A 16,665-nucleotide genomic window follows, 5' to 3' on the forward strand; every position below is an offset into this window, starting at 1 on the left:
CGGACCCCCTACACTCCGCCCCATGGCCACTGATCAGCCCACCGTCCCCGGACCGCGTCTGAGCAGCGGTCGGATCGTCGGACTCGTCGTCGTCTCGGCGTTCACCGCGACGGCCGGATGGCTCACCGCCACCGGTTTCGTGCGCGCGTTCGCGACCCACGCCTGCGGCCCCGAGCAGGGGTGCGGCGCCCTCGGCACCACCCTGTACCTCGCGGGCGGCATCCTGCTCTGGCTGCTGTGCCTGGTGGCCACCGCCACCACCGCGCACGGCGACGCCCCCACCACCGAGCCCTCGGCCACCTCCGACCGGGGCGTCCTGCTGGCCTGCCTCGCCCTCGGCCTGCTCGGCGCGGCCCTCGCCAACGGCTCCTTCCACCCCTGGCTGCTCGTCCCCGTCCTCCCGCTCGCCCTGCTCACCGCCGTGCTCGACCGGTGGGGCGCCCGCCGCTGGCGCGCGTTCCAGCGGGACAGCCGGATCCGGGCCGAGCGGGAGGACCGCCTGGAGCGTCACGGCGTCACCGTTCCCGGGCGGATCACCGACCTCGGCCACACCGGGAGCACCTACAACGACTGCCCGGAGCTGCGGATCACCGTCGCCTTCACCACCGTCGACGGCGAGCAGCACGCGGCCACCGTCATCGAGGCCTTCCCCGCCTACGACGCCCCGCGCCGGGGCGACGCCGCCGAGGTCCGCTACGACCCCGCCGACCCGGGCAACGCCCGCGCCTCGCTGGTCACCGGCCCCGCCCCGGACGCCGGACCGGCCGGACCGGACACCCCGCAGGCCCCGCAGGCCCCGGGCCTCGACCTGATCGCCGCACTGGAACGCCTCGCCGCCCTGCACCGCGACGGTTCGCTCGACACCGCCGAGTTCGCCACCGCCAAGGCCCGGGTGCTGAGCGGCGGCTCCGCTTCCGTCCACCCGGCGTATCCCCCTCGGGACGCCGTCGTTCAGCGAACCGTCCGTCCCGGTACGGAGGGTCCGCACTAGCATCCGCGAATGACCACCACGCCCCGGGTCAGCGGCGCCCGCAAGTTCGTCGCCTTCGACCTCGGCCTGTTCGCCGCGCTCGGTGGTTTCGGCGCCGGCACGGGCTACCTCCGCTCGTTCACCGCCGACGCCTGCGAGCCCGGCCGGCCCTGCGACGACGGCCTCACGGCGCTGCTCATCACCGGCGGACTGCTGCTCTGGCTGATCGCCCTGTTCGGCGCCCTCGGGCTGGCCGAGAACCGCGCCGTGGAGAAGCCGCAGCGCCTCCCGCTGGGGACGACCTCCGCGGGCGTGCTGACGCTCGGGCTGCTCGGCGCCGCCCCCGCGAACGGCGTGGCGCACCCCTGGATGTTCGCCGCGGCCGCGCCGTTCGCGCTGCTCACCGTGGTCACGGGGGTCCGCGGCGAACGACGGATCCGCCGCGAGAACGCGGACCACCTGCGCGCCCGGCGGCTCGCCGAGCGCCTGCACCGCACCGGCGTGACCGTCCCCGGCCGGATCACCGGTGTCCAGCGGATCGACCGCGCGCAGGGCGGCCGGCTCACCGACCCGCACCGGCTGCGGCTCGACATCCATTACCCCGGTCCGGACGGCCGGTCGTACACGCTCGTCCACACCGGGACGTTCCCGGTGTACGCCCTGCCGAACGTCGGCGGCGAGCTGGCCGTCCGCCACGACCCGCGCGACCCGTCCGCCGCCCTCGCCACCGCCCTGCCGGTCACCTCCCGCCCCCTCGGCGACCAGCTCGAAACCCTCGCCGCCCTGCACCGCGACGGCTCGCTCGACACCGCCGAGTTCACCGCCGCCAAGGCCCGGCTGCTGGGCACCGGGCTCAGCGCAGGGGCCAGCGGGGGTCTATGACGGCCTCCGGGTCCTTGCCGCGCCGCAGCCAGGCCTGGAGGTCCTCGGCCCAGGCGCGGAACCAGTCGATCTGGCGGGTGTGCAGCTCGGTCACCGGGACGTCCCCGACCCGGTCGGGGTAGCGCTCGGCGAGGGCGACGGCGACCCGGACGGCGGCCAGGGCGTCACTGCCCGCCTCGTGGGCGTCGGTCAGCTCGACCCCGTACACCTCGCAGACCCGCTGGAGGGTGCGGGAGCCCTTGCGGTACTTGTCCACGGCGCGGTCGATGACCAGCGCGTCGAGGACCGGCGCGACCGGCCCGCCGAGGCGGTCGGCGAGCGACGGCAGGCCGTGCCGGCGCAGCTCGGCGTCGAGCAGCGACAGGTCGAAGGGCGCATTGAAGGCGACCACCGGCCGCCCGGCGGCCAGCCGCTCGCACAGCGCCGCGGCTATCTCCTCCACCGCCTCCTTGGCCGGCCGTCCCTTGGCCCGGGCCAGGTCGTCGCCGATCCCGTGGATCGCCGCGGCCTCCACCGGAATCGGGACGCCCGGATCGATCAGCCATCCGGTGACACCCACCCGGCGGTCCCCGACGGTGTCCACGAGGGCGGCCGTGACGATGCGGTCCACGGCCGGGTCGGTGCCCGTGGTCTCCAGGTCGAAGCCGACCAGTGGCTGCTGCCACCAGCTCATAGGGGTGTGTCCTTCCGTCCTCCGGTGCGAAGCAGCCCCTATCATCACCCGCCCCTCCGACAATCCGGCCGGTGGGGGCTCGACGCCCGTGCACCGGCGCCCGTTCTCGGCGGCCCGGCCGGGACAATGTCCGGGTGGCCATCACGACGACCAGCACCCCCGAATGGAGCCTGCGCCCGGGCAGGTCCGCCGATGTCGAGCCGATCGCCGAGCTGCGGGCCGAGGTGATGCGGGCCGATCTGGTCCGGCTCGGCCGCTACGACGAGCACCGGGTGCGCCGGCGGCTGCGGGAGACGTTCTCCACCCGGTACACCCGGGTCGTCGAGGTCGACGGCGCCCTGGCGGGCTGCGTCACCGTCCGGCCGGACGGGCCGACGGCCGAACCGGGCGAGCCGGCCGAGCCGGGCGCGCGGCTGCTGGAGCACTTCTACCTCGCCGCGGCGCACCAGGGCCGGGGGCTGGGGACCGCCGTGCTGCGGCACGTGCTCGCGGAGGCCGATGCCGCGCGGGCCGCGGTCCGGCTGGTGGTGCTCCAGGGCAGCGCCGCCCGCCGGCTGTACGAGCGGCACGGCTTCACGGTGGAGGGGCAGGACCCGGTCGACGTGTTCATGATCCGCCCGGCGGCGGGCCGGCCGGGCGGCCCCGGACGCTGAGGCCGCCCCCGAACGCCCCCCGAGCAGTGGTCAGGACACCGGCCGGGAGTCGGCCCAGACGCCCTCGAACTCCTCGCGGTAGACCTCCAGCAGCCCCGCGTCCGTGCCGCCCGGCTGCTGTCCGGCGCCGCCGCGCAGCACGAGGGCGGGCGACTCCATGCCGCGGGCCCGGCGCAGATAGGGCTGGACGACACCGAGGTCGCGGGTCTGGCGGCGGCCGCCGGGGGCCGGGGCCGCGGACGGCACGCCCTCGACCAGGTAGGCGGTGAAGCGCGGGGTCTCGTCGAACACCCGGATCTCGAAGCCGCCCTGGTCGCGCAGCGCGGCCCGGACCCGGCGCACGTGCAGGATGTTCATCTGGATCGAGCGGCCCAGTTCGCCGCGCCCGAGGCCCAGCTCGCGCTCACGGCGGCGGACTGCGCTGCTGGCGGGGTTGAGGAAGAGCAGCCGGACCCGGCAGCCGTCGGTGGCGAGCCGCACGAGCCGCTTGCCGGTGTAGTTCTGGCAGAGCATGCCGAGGCCGATGCCGAGCGCGTCCAGCCGCCGGGCGCCGTCGAGCAGGTCCTCGACCGGCAGGTCGCGCTGGAGCCGGACCCGGTCGGGGTGGACGGCGACGACGTCCGCGTACCGGCCGGCCACCAGCGACTCGACGACGTCCGCGGGGACGGCGCCGGCGCCGCCGTCGAACAGGGCGAGCAGCCGCGCGGCGGCCCGTTCGGTCTGGGCGAGGACGGTCGCGGTGAGCACCCGGTTGCGGGAGACGACGTGCCGGGCGACCTCCAGCTCGTCGAGGGCCAGCTCGATCTCCCGGCGGTCGGCCAGGTAGGGCTCGAAACACGGCCAGTGCTGGACCATCAGCTCGCGCAGCTGCGGCAGGGTGAGGAAGACCAGCGGGTCGTCGTCGGCCGGGTCGAGCAGGTAGCCCTTGCGCCGGCTGACCTCGCGCACGGCGCCGGCCCGGTGCGCCCACTCCTCGCCGGCCGGTCCGGCCGCGGCGGTGACCCAGTCCTCGCCGTGGGCGGGCGCGTAGATCGGGTGCAGCACCTCGTCGACGAGCGAGCGCAGCCGCTGCTCGACCAGGTTGAGCCAGACGTAGGCGCGGCCGGAGAGGCGCACCCGCTGGTAGGCGTCCTCCCATTCGGTGCCGGACCAGGCGAGCGCGGGGACCTCGACCGGTCCGCCCTGGGCCGGGACGAGCGAGCGTCCGCCGGTCAGGGCGGGCCGCATGACCACCGTCGGCGCCTCACTGCGGGCGCTGCCCCGGTCGGGGCCGCCGGGCCCACCGCCACGGCCGCCGGCGGGGAACACCATGCGCCACCTCACCTGGTTCCTGCTGGGAGCCGCCGGGGCCGCTCGGAGCTGTCTGCCTGCCGTCCGGCCGGTCGGCCGCACGGCGCGCCGTCGGCGCACGCACCGGCGGTTCGCCGTCGGTTCGCCTGATGGACCGCCATGAGCCCCGGACGGCCGGACGATCAAGGGTACTGCCCGCCGCGAACCCCCGCAGCCGGTTGGGCCACGGCGTCGGCCCGCCCGGGCCGCCCGCCCCACCCGTCCCACCCGCCCCGTGCGGCACGCAGGCCCCACGGCGGAGCCGCGACGCCGGAGCAGCGCCACCGGGGCCCGTGGGGACACCCGTTCGGGCGAACACGACGCGAATGGCCCCGCCGTCGGGGAGAGCGTCGGGGAGTATGGCGGACTGTGCCGTCTGTGTGCCGTACGTCACGGCGCCCGGCCGGCACGCGCGCCCGGTTCCGCCCGGCCGGGCGGAAGTGTGCCCCGCGGTCCGCCGCCCCGACCACCGCAATGCCCGTCAGTTCTCCTTCTGGACCAGGAAGTCGAGGAACCATGCAGGTCTGGCCAGGGACCCCCTACCCCCTCGGTGCCACCTACGACGGGGCCGGCACCAACTTCGCGGTGTTCTCGGAGAGCGCCGACCGGATCGAGCTCTGCCTGCTCGGCGAGGACGGTTCGGAGACGGCCGTCGAACTGCGCGAGACCGACGCCTTCGTCCGACACGCCTACCTCCCCGGCGTGCAACCGGGCCAGCGCTACGGCTTCCGCGTCCACGGACCGTACAACCCGGGCCTCGGCCAGCGGCACAACAGCGCCAAACTGCTGCTGGACCCGTACGCCAAGGCGATGAGCGGTCACATCGACTGGGACGAGTCCGTCTACGGCTACCACTTCGGCGCCCCCGAGCGGCGCAACGACCTCGACTCCGCCCCGCACACCATGCACTCGGTGGTGATCAACCCGTACTTCGACTGGGGCACCGACCGCCCGCCGCGCACCGACTACCACCGCACCGTGCTCTACGAGGCCCATGTGAAGGGCCTGACCAAGCTGCACCCGGGGATCCCCGAGGAGATCCGCGGCACCTACGCGGGCGTCGCCCACCCCGCCGTCATCGAGCACCTCGCCAAGCTCGGGGTCACCGCGATCGAACTGATGCCGGTGCACCAGTTCGTCCGCGACCACCGGCTGCGCGACCTCGGGCTGGCCAACTACTGGGGCTACAACACCGTCGGCTTCTTCGCCCCGCACTCCTCCTACTCCTCCACCGGCGACCGCGGCCAGCAGGTGCAGGAGTTCAAGTCGATGGTGAAGGCGCTGCACGCGGCCGGCATCGAGGTCATCCTCGACGTCGTCTACAACCACACCGCCGAGGGCAACCACCTCGGGCCCACGCTCTCGCTGCGCGGCCTGGACAACGTCTCCTACTACCGCCTCGCCCAGGACCAGCGGTTCTACGAGGACACCACCGGCACCGGCAACAGCCTGCTGATGCGCAGCCCGCACGTGCTCCAGCTGATCATGGACTCACTGCGCTACTGGGTCACCGAGATGCACGTGGACGGCTTCCGCTTCGACCTCGCCGCCACCCTCGCCCGGCAGTTCCACGAGGTGGACCGGCTCTCCTCGTTCTTCGACCTCGTCCAGCAGGACCCGGTGGTCTCCCAGGCCAAGCTGATCGCCGAGCCCTGGGACCTCGGCGAGGGCGGCTACCAGGTCGGCAACTTCCCCCCGCTGTGGACGGAGTGGAACGGCATGTACCGGGACACCGTGCGCGACCTGTGGCGCGGCGAGAACGCCACCCTCGCCGAGTTCGGCTCCCGGCTCACCGGCTCCTCCGACCTCTACCAGGACGACGGCCGCCGCCCGATCGCCTCGATCAACTTCGTCACCTGCCACGACGGCTTCACCCTGCGCGACCTGGTCTCCTACAACGAGAAGCACAACGAGGCCAACGGCGAGGGCAACCGGGACGGCGAGTCCTTCAACCGCTCCTGGAACTGCGGCGCCGAGGGCCCCACCGACGACCCGGCCGTCGAGGAGCTGCGGGCGCGTCAGCAGCGCAACTTCCTCGCCACCCTGATGCTCTCCCAGGGCGTGCCGATGGTGTCCCACGGCGACGAGTTCGGCCGCACCCAGCAGGGCAACAACAACACCTACTGCCAGGACAACGAGCTCACCTGGGTGCACTGGCCGGAGGGGGACGGGCCGCGGACCAGGCTGCTGGAGTTCACCCAGCGGATGGTCTGGCTGCGCCGCGACCACCCGGTGTTCCGGCGTCGGCGCTTCTTCCACGGCCGTCCGGTCCCGGGGCGGCCCGTCGGGGAGGGCGGGGGCGGCGGCGAGTACGAGGACCTCACCGACATCGCCTGGTTCACCCCGGCCGGGGAGGAGATGACCAAGCGCAACTGGGGCGCCAGCCACGCCAAGTCGCTCACCGTGTTCCTGAACGGCTACGCCATCTCGGAGCCGGACCGGCGCGGCGGGCGGATCGTCGACGACTCCTTCCTGCTGATGTTCAACGCGCACTTCGAGCCGCTGGAGTTCACCGTGCCGGCCGGGCACGGCCAGGAGTGGCAGGTGGTGGTGGACACCGCCCTGCCCCGGCTGCCCGCCCCCGGCGCCGGGGCCCGGGTCAAGGCCGGCGACACCCTGTGGCTCACCGACCGCGCGCTGATGGTGCTGCAGCGTCCCGCCTGAGCAACAACGGTGTCGCGGTTCACCCGCGGATCTTGCGCACCGGCCGTCGCCCGGGCCACGGTGGTCCCCGGAGGAACCGGGGACCGAGGGGGCGGCCGGCATGGCGGGCGATCATCTGACCACGACGGAGTTCCTGATCGGGACCCTGCTCTCCGTTCCCGGCCGGATCGCGGACGCGACGATCCGGCGCCCGCCCCCGTACCGGCGGGTGCTGGCACGCGCCCGCACCCCGGAGGCGGAGGCCGCCCTGGCCGCCGAGCGCGCCGCGGTCGAGGGCCTGATCGAGCGGCTCGGCGCGGTCGACGGGGTGGTCCACGTCGTCACCCAGGTGGACGACCGGCGGTTCCGGCCCGAGCTCGGGCTCGACCCCGGTCACCGCCTGGAGCTGGTCTGCCAGCTCGCCGTGACCGCCTACTTCGCCGCCGGGCCGGACGTCCCGGAACTGCTGTGCCGGATCGAGGCGGCCGCAGTCGCCGACTGGGGCAGCGGCCTGTACCAGGACCCCCGGCGGCCGCACCCGCGCGGTTCGGTCGCCGAGGCGCTGGCGTACTACCGGAGCGACGGCCGCCACCCGGACGGCTCGCCGCGCGACAGCCCCCGGCTGTACGCGGCGGGAACGACCCTGGTCTGGGACGACCCGGCCGGCCGGCCGATCACCGAGCCGACCGCGACGATGTTCAACAGCGCGATCACCCAGTACGCGGACGACCCGGACGCCGCCGCCCGGGTGGCGGACGCCAGGGCCGAGCACGGTCTGATCCTCAGGCTCGAACGCTCCGGGGCCGGCGGACCGCAGCGTCCGGGCTACTTCACGGTGCCGCGGAGCCGGCGGCGCCGGGGCCACTGAGCACCGGGCCGGTGAGCGCCCCGACACCCCCGCTCACCTGTTCGGATCAGCAACGGGTCTTGCCCCCGCTCCCCGCCGGGTAGGCATGGAGGCATGACCCACGCCGCCGAGCCCGCGCAGCCACGCCCGGCCGCCTCCGTCCCCACCCCCGCCGCCACCCGCGCCCCGACCGCCGCCACCACCACCACTGTCCCGACCGCCACGTACCGGCTCCAGCTCCAGCCCGGCTTCACCCTGCACGACGCCACCGCCGCCGTCCCCTACCTGGCCGCCCTCGGCGTCTCCCACCTGCACCTCTCCCCGCTGCTGGAGCCCGTGCCCGGCTCCGCCCACGGCTACGACACCGTCGACCACGGCCGGATCGCCGAGCAGCTCGGCGGCGAGCCGGCCCTGCGCGCCCTGGCCGCCGAGGCGCACCGGCACGGCCTGCGGCTGCTCGCCGACGTGGTGCCCAACCACATGGCCGTGCCCGCCCCCGAGCACCTCAACCGCCCGCTCTGGCAGGTCCTGCGGGACGGCCCCGACTCGCCCTACGCCCGCTGGTTCGACATCGACTGGACCGCCCAGCCCGGCCCGCCCGACGCCCCCGGGCGCGGCCGGGTGCTGCTGCCGCTGCTCGGCGACCGGCTCGGCGCCGTCCTCGACCAGCTCGCCGTCGACGGCGACACGCTGCGCTACCACGACCACGTCCTGCCGCTGCGCCCCGGCACCGAGCGCCTCGCGCTTCCCGACCTGCTCGCCCGGCAGTGGTACCGGCTGGCCTGGTGGCGGCTGGCCCGCACCGAGCTGAACTACCGGCGGTTCTTCACCGTCAACGAGCTGATCGCGGTCCGGGTCGAGGACCCGGAGGTGTTCGAGGCCACCCACGGCACACTGCTGCGGATGCACCGCGAGGGGGTGCTGGACGGCTTCCGGATCGACCACCCGGACGGGCTCGCCGACCCGCGCGGCTACCTGGAACGGCTCTCCGAGGCCACCGGCGGCGCCTACGTCGTGGTCGAGAAGATCCTCACCGGCGAGGAGCGGCTACCCGCCGACTGGCCGTGCGCCGGCACCACCGGGTACGACGCGCTGCGCCGGATCGACGGCGTGCTCACCCACCACGCGGGCGCCTGCCGGCTGGCCGGGGCGTACGAGGCGTTCCTCACCGGCGCACCGCCGGACGGCGAACCCTGCGCCGACCCGCACCCGGCGCTGGCCGCCGCCCGGCAGGGGCGGGCCGACATGACCGCTCCCGAGGGCGAGCTCGCCGCCGAGGTGGAGCGGCTGGCCCGGCTGGCCGCCCGGCTCGGCGCCGCCGACCCGGCCCACGCCGACCACCCGCCGCAGCGGCTGCGCGCCGCGCTGCGCCGGCTGCTCACCGGCTACCCCGCCTACCGGCCGTACGTGCGCCCCGGGGAGCCGCTGCCGGAGGCCTCCGCCCGGCAACTGCACGAGGCGCTCGCCTCCGACGGCGGGCCGACCGACGCCACCGACCGTTTTGTCGCCGCCCTCGCCGAGGGCACCCTCGGGCGCGGCCCCGAGCAGGACGAGTTCGCCGTCCGCTTCGCCCAGACCGCCGCCGCGGTCGCCGCCAAGGGCGTCGAGGACACCGCCTTCTACCGGTGGAACGCGCTGCTGAGCCTCAACGAGGTCGGCGGCGAACCCGCCCACCCCGGGCTGCGGCCCGAGGACTTCCACGCCTGGTGCCACTACGTCGAACGGCACTGGCCGCACACCATGACGGTGCTCTCCACCCACGACACCAAGCGCAGCGCCGACGCCCGCGCCCGGCTCGCCGTGCTGGCCGAGCAGCCCGAGGCCTGGGCCGCCGAGGCCGCCGCCTGGTCCACCGCGGCGGGGCACGGACCGGCCGCCCGCTTCGACCCCGACAGCGACTGGCTGCTCTGGCAGACCCTGGTCGCCGCCTGGCCGGCCACCCCCGAACGGCTGGTCGCCGCCGTGCTCAAGGCCGCCCGGGAGGCCAAGGTCCACACCTCCTGGACCACCCAGAACGTCCGCTTCGAACGCGCCCTCGCCGACCGGGTGCACGCCGTCTTCGGCAACCCCGGGCTGCTCCCCCGGATCGAGGGGTACGTGGCCGCGCTCGCCCCGTACGCGCGCTGCAACACGCTGGCCGCCGCGCTGCTGCACCTCACCGTTCCCGGCGTGCCCGACCTCTACCAGGGCAGCGAGGAGCCGCTGTACACCCTGGTCGACCCGGACAACCGGCGGGCCGTCGACCTCGGGGCGCTGGCCGTCCGGCTCACCGACTCCGCGACCGCCCGCGCGGGCGACCTCGCGCGCGAGAAGCTGCACCTCACCACCACCGCCCTGCACCTGCGCCGCACCCGCCCGCTGGGCGCCCACCGGCCGCTCACCGCCGTCGGCCCGGCCGCCGGGCACCTGCTCGCCTTCGGGCGCGGACCGGACGTCCTGACCGTCGTCACCCGGCTGCCGTACGGGCTCGCCCGGGACGGCGGCTGGCGCGGCACCGAACTGCACCTGCCCACCGGGGGCGAGTGGACCGACGCGCTGACCGGCCGCCCCGTCCCGTCCGGCCCGGTGCTGGTGAAGGACCTGCTGGCCGACCTCCCGGTGGCCCTGCTGACCAGGAGGGGCGCGGCATGAGGTACGAGGTCTGGGCACCGTACGCCGCCGAGCGGGTCGAGGTGGCCGTCGACGGCCGACCGCACGCGCTGGCCCGGGACGGCGCCCGCGCCGGGTGGTGGCACGGCGAGGCGCCCGCCGGGGACTACGCGTTCGTCCTGGACGGCGGCCGGCCGCTGCCCGACCCGCGCTCGCCCCGGCAGCCGCACGGCCCCGACGGCCCTAGCCGCGCGGTCGACCACGCCGCCTTCAACTGGTCGCACACCGGGTGGCGGGGCCGCCCGCTCGCCGGCTCCGTGCTGTACGAGCTGCACATCGGCACCTTCACCGCCGCCGGCACCTTCGAGGCGGCGGCCGAGCGACTGGACCACCTGGTCGGACTGGGCGTGGACTTCGTCGAGTTGATGCCGGTCTGCCCGTTCCCCGGCAAGCACGGCTGGGGCTACGACGGCGTCTCGCCGTGGGCCGTGCACGAGCCCTACGGCGGGCCCGAGGGACTGAAGCGCTTCGTCGACGCCGCACACCGCAAGGGCCTCGGCGTCGTCCTCGACGTGGTCCACAACCACCTCGGCCCCGCCGGCAACTACCTGCCGATGTTCGGCCCGTACTTCACCGATCGGCACCACACCCCCTGGGGCTCGGCCGTCAACCTGGACGCGCCCGGCTCCGACGAGGTGCGCGCCTATCTGATCGGCAGCGCCCTCGCCTGGCTGCGCGACTACCGGATCGACGGCCTGCGGCTGGACGCCGTGCACGCCCTCGCCGACGACCGGGCCGTCCACTTCCTGGAGGAACTCGCCTGCGAGGTGGACCGGTTGGCGGTGACCACCAACCGGCCGCTGTTCCTGATCGCCGAGTCCGACCGCAACGACCCGCGCACCACCGCCCCGCGCGAGGCCGGCGGGCAGGGGCTCGCCGCCCAGTGGAGCGACGACTTCCACCACGCCCTGCACTGCGCCCTCACCGGCGAATCCCAGGGCTACTACGGGGACTTCGCCGCCGCCCCGCTCGCCGCGGTGGCCAAGGCCCTCACCCGGGGCTGGTTCCACGACGGCGGCTGGTCCTCCTTCCGCGGCCGCCACCACGGCCGGCCGTTCCCGCCCGCGCACGGGGACCGCCTGCTCGGCTACCTGCAGACCCACGACCAGATCGGCAACCGGGCCCTGGGCGACCGGATCTCCACCGGCCTCTCCCCCGGCCGGCTCGCCTGCGGCGCCGCACTGGTGCTGACCTCACCGTTCACGCCGATGCTGTTCATGGGCGAGGAGTGGGGCGCGGCCACCCCCTGGCAGTACTTCACCGACCACACCGACCCCAACCTCGCCGAGGCCGTCCGCCGGGGCCGGCGGCGGGAGTTCGCCGAGCACGGCTGGGCGGCGGACGCGGTACCGGACCCGCAGGAGCCGGCCACCGTGCTGCGCTCCGTCCTGGACTGGACCGAGCCCCGGCGCGCTCCGCACAGCGAACTGCTGCACTGGTACCGGCTGTTGATCAGGCTCAGGCGGGACAGCCCGGAGCTGTCCGACCCCGATCTGGCGGCGGTGCGGGTCGACGCCGACGAGGCCGCCGGGTGGCTGGTGGTGCACCGGGGGCCCTACCGGGTGGCGGTCAACCTCGGGGCGTCGGCCGCGGCTCTGCCGCTGGGCGGGGAGGTGGTGGCGGCGTTCGGCGGGCACTCCGGATCCGAAGGAGCGATCACACTCGCACCTGACTCCGTTGTGATTGTGCGTCCTTGACGACTCGCTACCCGAGGAAGGCGCCGATCCGGTCGCGCAGCCCGTGCGCGTCCAGACCGTAGGCGGCCAGATGCTCCGGAATCGACCCGTACTGGCGGTGCTCGGCGCGCGGCACGCCGAGGGCGAGCAGCCGGTGCGGGCGGTCGGCGAGCGCCTCGTGGGCCTCGTTGGCGGAGGTGCCGGCCAGGTAGGGCTCGACCAGCACCACGTCCGCGCTCCGCCCGGTGGCGGCGCTCCCGGTGGCGGCGCGCAGCGCGGCGGCGTCGAACGGCCGGACGGTGGCCGCGTAGAGCACGGTGACGTCCAGGTTCTCGGTGGCGGCCAGCACGGCGTCCAGCATCGGACCGACCGCGACCACCGTGCCGCGGGTGCCGCTGCGCACGACGGTGAAGCGGCCCGGCTCGATCGCGGTGGCGCGCTCGTTGCTGTGGTCGGACAGGCGGACGTACACCTTGCGGTCACCGTCCGCCACCGCGTGCCGCAGCAACCGCTCGGCCTCGTCCGGGTGGCCGGGCACGTGCACCGTCCAGTCGGGCAGGGTGGCCAGCAGCGCGACGTCGCCCGGTGCCATATGGGTCCGGCCGCCGGCCGGCCAGTCGTACGAGCCGGCCGCGCTCACCAGCACGGCGCCGACGCCCTGGTGGCCGAGGTCGAGCTTCACCTGCTCGAAGGGGCGCTCGACGAGGAAGCTGGCGAAGGTGTGGGCGATCGGGCGCAGCCCGGTGAACGCCAGACCGGCGGTGGCGCCGATCAGCAGCTGCTCGCGGATGCCGACGTTGATCAGCCGGTCCGGGTGCCGCTCGGCGGCCGGGGCGAAGCCGGCGGCGCTGATGTCGGCCAGGACGAGCGCGAGGCGCGGGTCCTCGTCCAGCAGACGGGAGGCGGTCGCGATGAAGCGGTCGCGCATGGTGTCCATGGGAAGTTCGGGCCCTTCTGGCTCAGGAGTTCTTCGGCTCGACGCGGGCCACCACGACCCGCGGCCGGCCGGGGTGCGCGGCGGTGTACGCGGCGTACAGCGCGTCGTGGTCGCGGCCGTCCACCGTCTCGGCCGACCAGCCCTCGGCGGCGAAGCGCGCGGCGATGCCGCCCCGCCAGCCGTGGGTGGCCGAGGAGTTGTCGATCACCAGGGCGTGCAGCCGGTCCAGCCCGTAGGCACCGGCGAAGGCCACCGCCTCGTGGTTGGAACCCTCGTCGAACTCGGCGTCCCCGATCAGCACCCAGACCGCCGGGTCGGTGAGCCCCTGGGCGCGCAGGCCGAGCGCCGTGCCGACGGCGATCGGCAGACCGTGGCCGAGCGAGCCGGAGCTGATCTCCACCCCGGGGATCAGCAGGCGGTCCGGGTGGTGGCCGAGCGGCGAGTCGTAGGCGCCGAAGCTGGGCAGCACCGCCGGGTCGAGGAAGCCCTTGGCGGCGAGGACGGCGTAGTAGGCCATCGGGCCGTGGCCCTTGGAGAGCAGGAAACGGTCCCGGTCCTGGTCGTCGGCGGTGGCGGGGGTCACCCGCAGGACCCGGTCGTAGAGCACCCACAGCGCGTCCAGGGTGGAGGTGGCGGCCGGACCGTGCTTCTCGTCGCCGGTCATCAGGGCCATCAGACCCGGCAGCTCGGCGTGACCGAGGGAAGTGGGGGGCGTCGTGTTCATGCCCTCGATGCTGCTACTTGAAGTCGACTTCAAGTCAAGCGCTAGAGTGGCACACATGAGCGCCCACACCCCTGGCCGGCACGACCTCCTCACCATCGGCCAGCTCGCCGACCGCAGCGGCCTCGCCGCCTCCGCCCTGCGGTACTACGAGAAGCTGGGGCTGATCCACGCCACCCGCACCACCGGCAACCAGCGCCGCTACACCCGTGGCACACTGCGCCGGATCGCCTTCGTCCGGGCGGCCCAACGGGTCGGCCTGTCCCTGGACGAGGCCAAGGTCGCCCTGGACCGCCTCCCCGAGCACCGCGCGCCGAGCGGGGCGGAGTGGGACGGTGTCGCGCAGTCCTGGCAGAGCCGGATCGACGAACAGATCGCGGAGTTGGAGCGGCTCAAGGCGAAGCTCACCGGCTGCATCGGCTGCGGCTGCCTGTCCCTGACCCGCTGCGGCCTCTACAACGCCGCCGACCGCGCCGCCGCCGCCGGCCCGGGCGCCCGCTACCTGCTGACCCGCGACCCCGCCACCGGCCCGGAGCCGGCGGGGGGCGAGTTCACGGAGTGACCCATCCCAGCCGGATCCGGATCTCTCCGGCCGGGAGCTCCAACACTCCGTCGCTGTCGAGGCGTTCGGCGACGAAGCGCTCGGCCCCGGGGCCGACGAGGCAGCATTCCAGCTGCTGCCACTGCGGTCTGCTCATGGGCTGGAAGCGGACGGCCGCCCAGAGGTCGGACAGGGCTTCGGAGAGGAGGGCGTAGGTCGTGGGCGGGACCAGGCCGACGACCTCGACGGTGACGAGCCGCGCCGGCGTCACCGGGCACGCCCGACGGGCGACTCGACCTCGACCTCGACCCACACGATCTTGCCCACGCCACCCTCGCGCGGGCAGCAACCCCAGCGGTGGGCCAGCAACTTGACGATCGCGAGCCCGCGCCCGGACTCGTCCTCCCCACCGGCCGCCCGCAGCACGGGACCGCGCTCACCCCGGGCGTCGTGCACCTCGATGCGGAGGCGTTGACGGTCGACGCTGAGGACGATCTGCACCCGCCGCCCCATCGGCGTGCCGTGCAGAACGGCGTTGGTGACGAGCTCACTGACGAGCAACCGCCCGGATTCGAGGAAGCGTTCACCCCCGGGCGCACCGTCGAGCAGCTTTTCGAGCAACCGGCGCGCTTCGCCCGGCGAGCGCCTGCTGCGCGGGAGCCAGCAGGAGAGGGAGGGGGAGGAGGGGAGGCAGGAGGACATGGCGGATTCACCTTCCTGGTGCAGGGAGTTGAAGGCGTGGTGCTGCCACGGAGACGGCCGGACGGGCATGGAAATGCCCGGTAGTCACCCAGAAGAACCGTCGAGTCACTGGATGTAGCATGCACCTCGCGGCAGATTGCGCGCAAGCGCATCCAATCTGCAATTGCATCCGCTGCCAGCATGGTTGAGGCTTCAGGAGGGGTGGCAAACTATGCAAGGAACCGAACAGCCAGGGAGTGTGACGGGTGAGCAGTCCGACCGTGCTGCGGCGTAGGCTCGGCGGGGAGCTTGGCAAGTTGCGCGCGCAACGGGACTTGAGCGCGAAGGACGTGGCCGCCGCCCTGGGGTGGTCCGCCTCCAAGCTGAGCCGCATCGAGAGCGGCCTGGTCTCCCTACAAGAGCGCGACGCGGCCAAGCTGTTGGCCCACTACGGCATCACTTCACCCGATGAGGTGAAGCAGTTCCTCAGCCTCACCAGGCAGAGCCGGCAACAGGGCTGGTGGCATGCCTACGGCGACGCGCTACCGGAGCGCTTCCGTGCGTATGTGGGATTTGAAGCAGACGCCACGAGAATCTCGACCTTCCAGTGCGAGCTTGTTCCCGGCCTGCTTCAAACCGAGCACTACGCACGGAACATCATGCGCTCAATGAAACCGACCGAGTCCACCGAGGAACTGGAACTGAGGCTGGCCCTCCGCATGCAGCGGCAGGCCATCCTCGATCGCCACGACCCACCTCAGCTCTGGGCGATCGTCGGCGAAGCCGCCATGCGACGGCCGGTCGGCGACGAGAGCGTCATGGCCGAACAGCTGAACCACATTGCGGCGATGGCAGAGGAACGCCCGAACATCACGGTCCAGGTGCTCCCGTTCTCGGCGGGCGCCCATGCCGCCATGGGCTCATCGTTCTCGGTCCTCTCCTTCAGCGACATCCCAGGCAGCATCGTCTATTCAGAGACGGTCACCACGAAGACCTACATCGAGCAACAGCCTGAGATTTCCCGCCATGAAGACATATTCCATCGGCTCATGGCCTCATCGACTCAACCCGAGAGGTCGATCTCGTGGTTGAGGAAGGTCGCGGAGGAGTACAGCAAATGACGCATGACTTCCAAGGTGCTCAATGGCGCAAGAGCACCTACAGCAACGGTGACGGCGACTGCGTCGAAGTCGCCGACGGCCATACCGGCATAGTCCCGGTCCGCGACAGCAAGGACCCCGACGGCCCCACCCTCACCTTCACCACCACCGCCTGGCACTCCTTCCTCACCGCCATCCACACCGGCGAACTCCCCACCCACACCTGATCACCCCGGCGGGGGGGGGGGGGGGCGGGGGGCCCCCCCCCCCCCCCCCACCCCCACCCCCCCCCCCACACCCCCCCCCCCCCCCCCCCCCACCAAAAAACCCCCCCCCAGGGCGGAACCCCCAAACCCCCCCAAA

16 protein-coding genes are annotated in these 16,665 nt (G+C 74.0%); 10 read left to right on the forward strand and 6 right to left on the reverse strand.

Annotation, left to right across the window (positions count from 1 at the left end; genetic code table 11):
• Positions 1 to 22: 22 nt before the first annotated feature.
• On the forward strand, positions 23 to 991 hold the full coding sequence (locus ACFVVU_RS05050) for a DUF3592 domain-containing protein (RefSeq protein ID WP_387788425.1): 969 nt from the start codon (positions 23 to 25) through the stop codon (positions 989 to 991).
• Between the two features lie 9 nt (positions 992 to 1,000).
• Positions 1,001 to 1,852, forward strand: a complete 852-nt coding sequence (locus ACFVVU_RS05055; protein WP_387788426.1) for an SHOCT domain-containing protein — start codon at positions 1,001 to 1,003, stop codon at positions 1,850 to 1,852.
• Here ACFVVU_RS05055 and ACFVVU_RS05060 read toward each other — a convergent pair.
• Positions 1,824 to 2,525, reverse strand: coding sequence for an exonuclease domain-containing protein (locus ACFVVU_RS05060; RefSeq protein WP_387788427.1), 702 nt, complete (start codon positions 2,523 to 2,525; stop codon positions 1,824 to 1,826). The two genes, ACFVVU_RS05055 and ACFVVU_RS05060, sit on opposite strands and share 29 nt — an antisense overlap.
• 134 nt (positions 2,526 to 2,659) lie before the next feature.
• Between ACFVVU_RS05060 and ACFVVU_RS05065 the strand changes: the two genes are divergently transcribed.
• On the forward strand, positions 2,660 to 3,178 hold the full coding sequence (locus tag ACFVVU_RS05065; protein ID WP_387788428.1) for a GNAT family N-acetyltransferase: 519 nt from the start codon (positions 2,660 to 2,662) through the stop codon (positions 3,176 to 3,178).
• 30 nt (positions 3,179 to 3,208) lie between these two features.
• Here ACFVVU_RS05065 and ACFVVU_RS05070 read toward each other — a convergent pair whose 3' ends face one another.
• Positions 3,209 to 4,489 carry an SAV2148 family HEPN domain-containing protein gene (locus ACFVVU_RS05070; protein WP_380682172.1) on the reverse strand — a complete coding sequence of 427 codons (1,281 nt, stop codon included), beginning with the start codon at positions 4,487 to 4,489 and terminating at the stop codon, positions 3,209 to 3,211.
• A gap of 534 nt (positions 4,490 to 5,023) precedes the next feature.
• On the opposite strand from ACFVVU_RS05070, the gene glgX reads away from it, so the two are divergent.
• From glgX to treZ, 4 genes are all read left to right on the forward strand, one after another.
• The gene (glgX, locus tag ACFVVU_RS05075) at positions 5,024 to 7,171 is read left to right on the forward strand and encodes a glycogen debranching protein GlgX (RefSeq protein WP_387788429.1); all 2,148 of its coding nucleotides are present in this window, start codon (positions 5,024 to 5,026) and stop codon (positions 7,169 to 7,171) included.
• A 100-nt stretch (positions 7,172 to 7,271) separates the two neighbouring features.
• Positions 7,272 to 8,018 carry a hypothetical protein gene (locus tag ACFVVU_RS05080; protein WP_387788430.1) on the forward strand — a complete coding sequence of 249 codons (747 nt, stop codon included), beginning with the start codon at positions 7,272 to 7,274 and terminating at the stop codon, positions 8,016 to 8,018.
• Between the two features lie 93 nt (positions 8,019 to 8,111).
• Complete coding sequence (gene treY / locus ACFVVU_RS05085) at positions 8,112 to 10,628, forward strand: malto-oligosyltrehalose synthase (RefSeq protein WP_387788431.1); 2,517 nt, start codon at positions 8,112 to 8,114, stop codon at positions 10,626 to 10,628.
• Entirely contained in the window at positions 10,625 to 12,343 is a 1,719-nt protein-coding gene (treZ, locus tag ACFVVU_RS05090) for a malto-oligosyltrehalose trehalohydrolase (RefSeq protein ID WP_387788432.1), read from the forward strand. Before treY ends, treZ begins: the two co-directional genes overlap by 4 nt.
• A gap of 7 nt (positions 12,344 to 12,350) precedes the next feature.
• Here treZ and ACFVVU_RS05095 read toward each other — a convergent pair whose 3' ends face one another.
• The gene (locus tag ACFVVU_RS05095; RefSeq protein WP_380682177.1) at positions 12,351 to 13,259 is read right to left on the reverse strand and encodes a transketolase family protein; all 909 of its coding nucleotides are present in this window, start codon (positions 13,257 to 13,259) and stop codon (positions 12,351 to 12,353) included.
• A gap of 22 nt (positions 13,260 to 13,281) precedes the next feature.
• Positions 13,282 to 13,983 (reverse strand): transketolase, encoded by a 702-nt coding sequence (locus tag ACFVVU_RS05100; RefSeq protein WP_387788433.1) that lies wholly within the window; start codon positions 13,981 to 13,983, stop codon positions 13,282 to 13,284.
• Positions 13,984 to 14,038: 55 nt separating this feature from the next.
• On the opposite strand from ACFVVU_RS05100, the gene soxR reads away from it, so the two are divergent.
• Complete coding sequence (gene soxR, locus ACFVVU_RS05105) at positions 14,039 to 14,542, forward strand: redox-sensitive transcriptional activator SoxR (protein WP_380682179.1); 504 nt, start codon at positions 14,039 to 14,041, stop codon at positions 14,540 to 14,542.
• On the opposite strand, the gene ACFVVU_RS05110 is transcribed toward soxR, so the two are convergent.
• Positions 14,532 to 14,792 carry a hypothetical protein gene (locus ACFVVU_RS05110; protein ID WP_387788434.1) on the reverse strand — a complete coding sequence of 87 codons (261 nt, stop codon included), beginning with the start codon at positions 14,790 to 14,792 and terminating at the stop codon, positions 14,532 to 14,534. The two genes, soxR and ACFVVU_RS05110, sit on opposite strands and share 11 nt — an antisense overlap.
• Entirely contained in the window at positions 14,789 to 15,223 is a 435-nt protein-coding gene (locus ACFVVU_RS05115) for an ATP-binding protein (protein WP_380682181.1), read from the reverse strand. Before ACFVVU_RS05115 ends, ACFVVU_RS05110 begins: the two co-directional genes overlap by 4 nt.
• Positions 15,224 to 15,468: 245 nt before the next feature.
• On the opposite strand from ACFVVU_RS05115, the gene ACFVVU_RS05120 reads away from it, so the two are divergent.
• Positions 15,469 to 16,323, forward strand: a complete 855-nt coding sequence (locus tag ACFVVU_RS05120; protein ID WP_380682182.1) for a helix-turn-helix domain-containing protein — start codon at positions 15,469 to 15,471, stop codon at positions 16,321 to 16,323.
• Positions 16,320 to 16,529 (forward strand): DUF397 domain-containing protein, encoded by a 210-nt coding sequence (locus tag ACFVVU_RS05125; RefSeq protein ID WP_387788435.1) that lies wholly within the window; start codon positions 16,320 to 16,322, stop codon positions 16,527 to 16,529. The genes ACFVVU_RS05120 and ACFVVU_RS05125 overlap by 4 nt, the downstream gene beginning before the upstream one ends.
• Positions 16,530 to 16,665 lie beyond the last annotated feature (136 nt).

It is taken from the genome of Kitasatospora sp. NPDC057965 (genome assembly GCF_042887135.1).
Lineage (GTDB): Bacteria > Actinomycetota > Actinomycetes > Streptomycetales > Streptomycetaceae > Kitasatospora.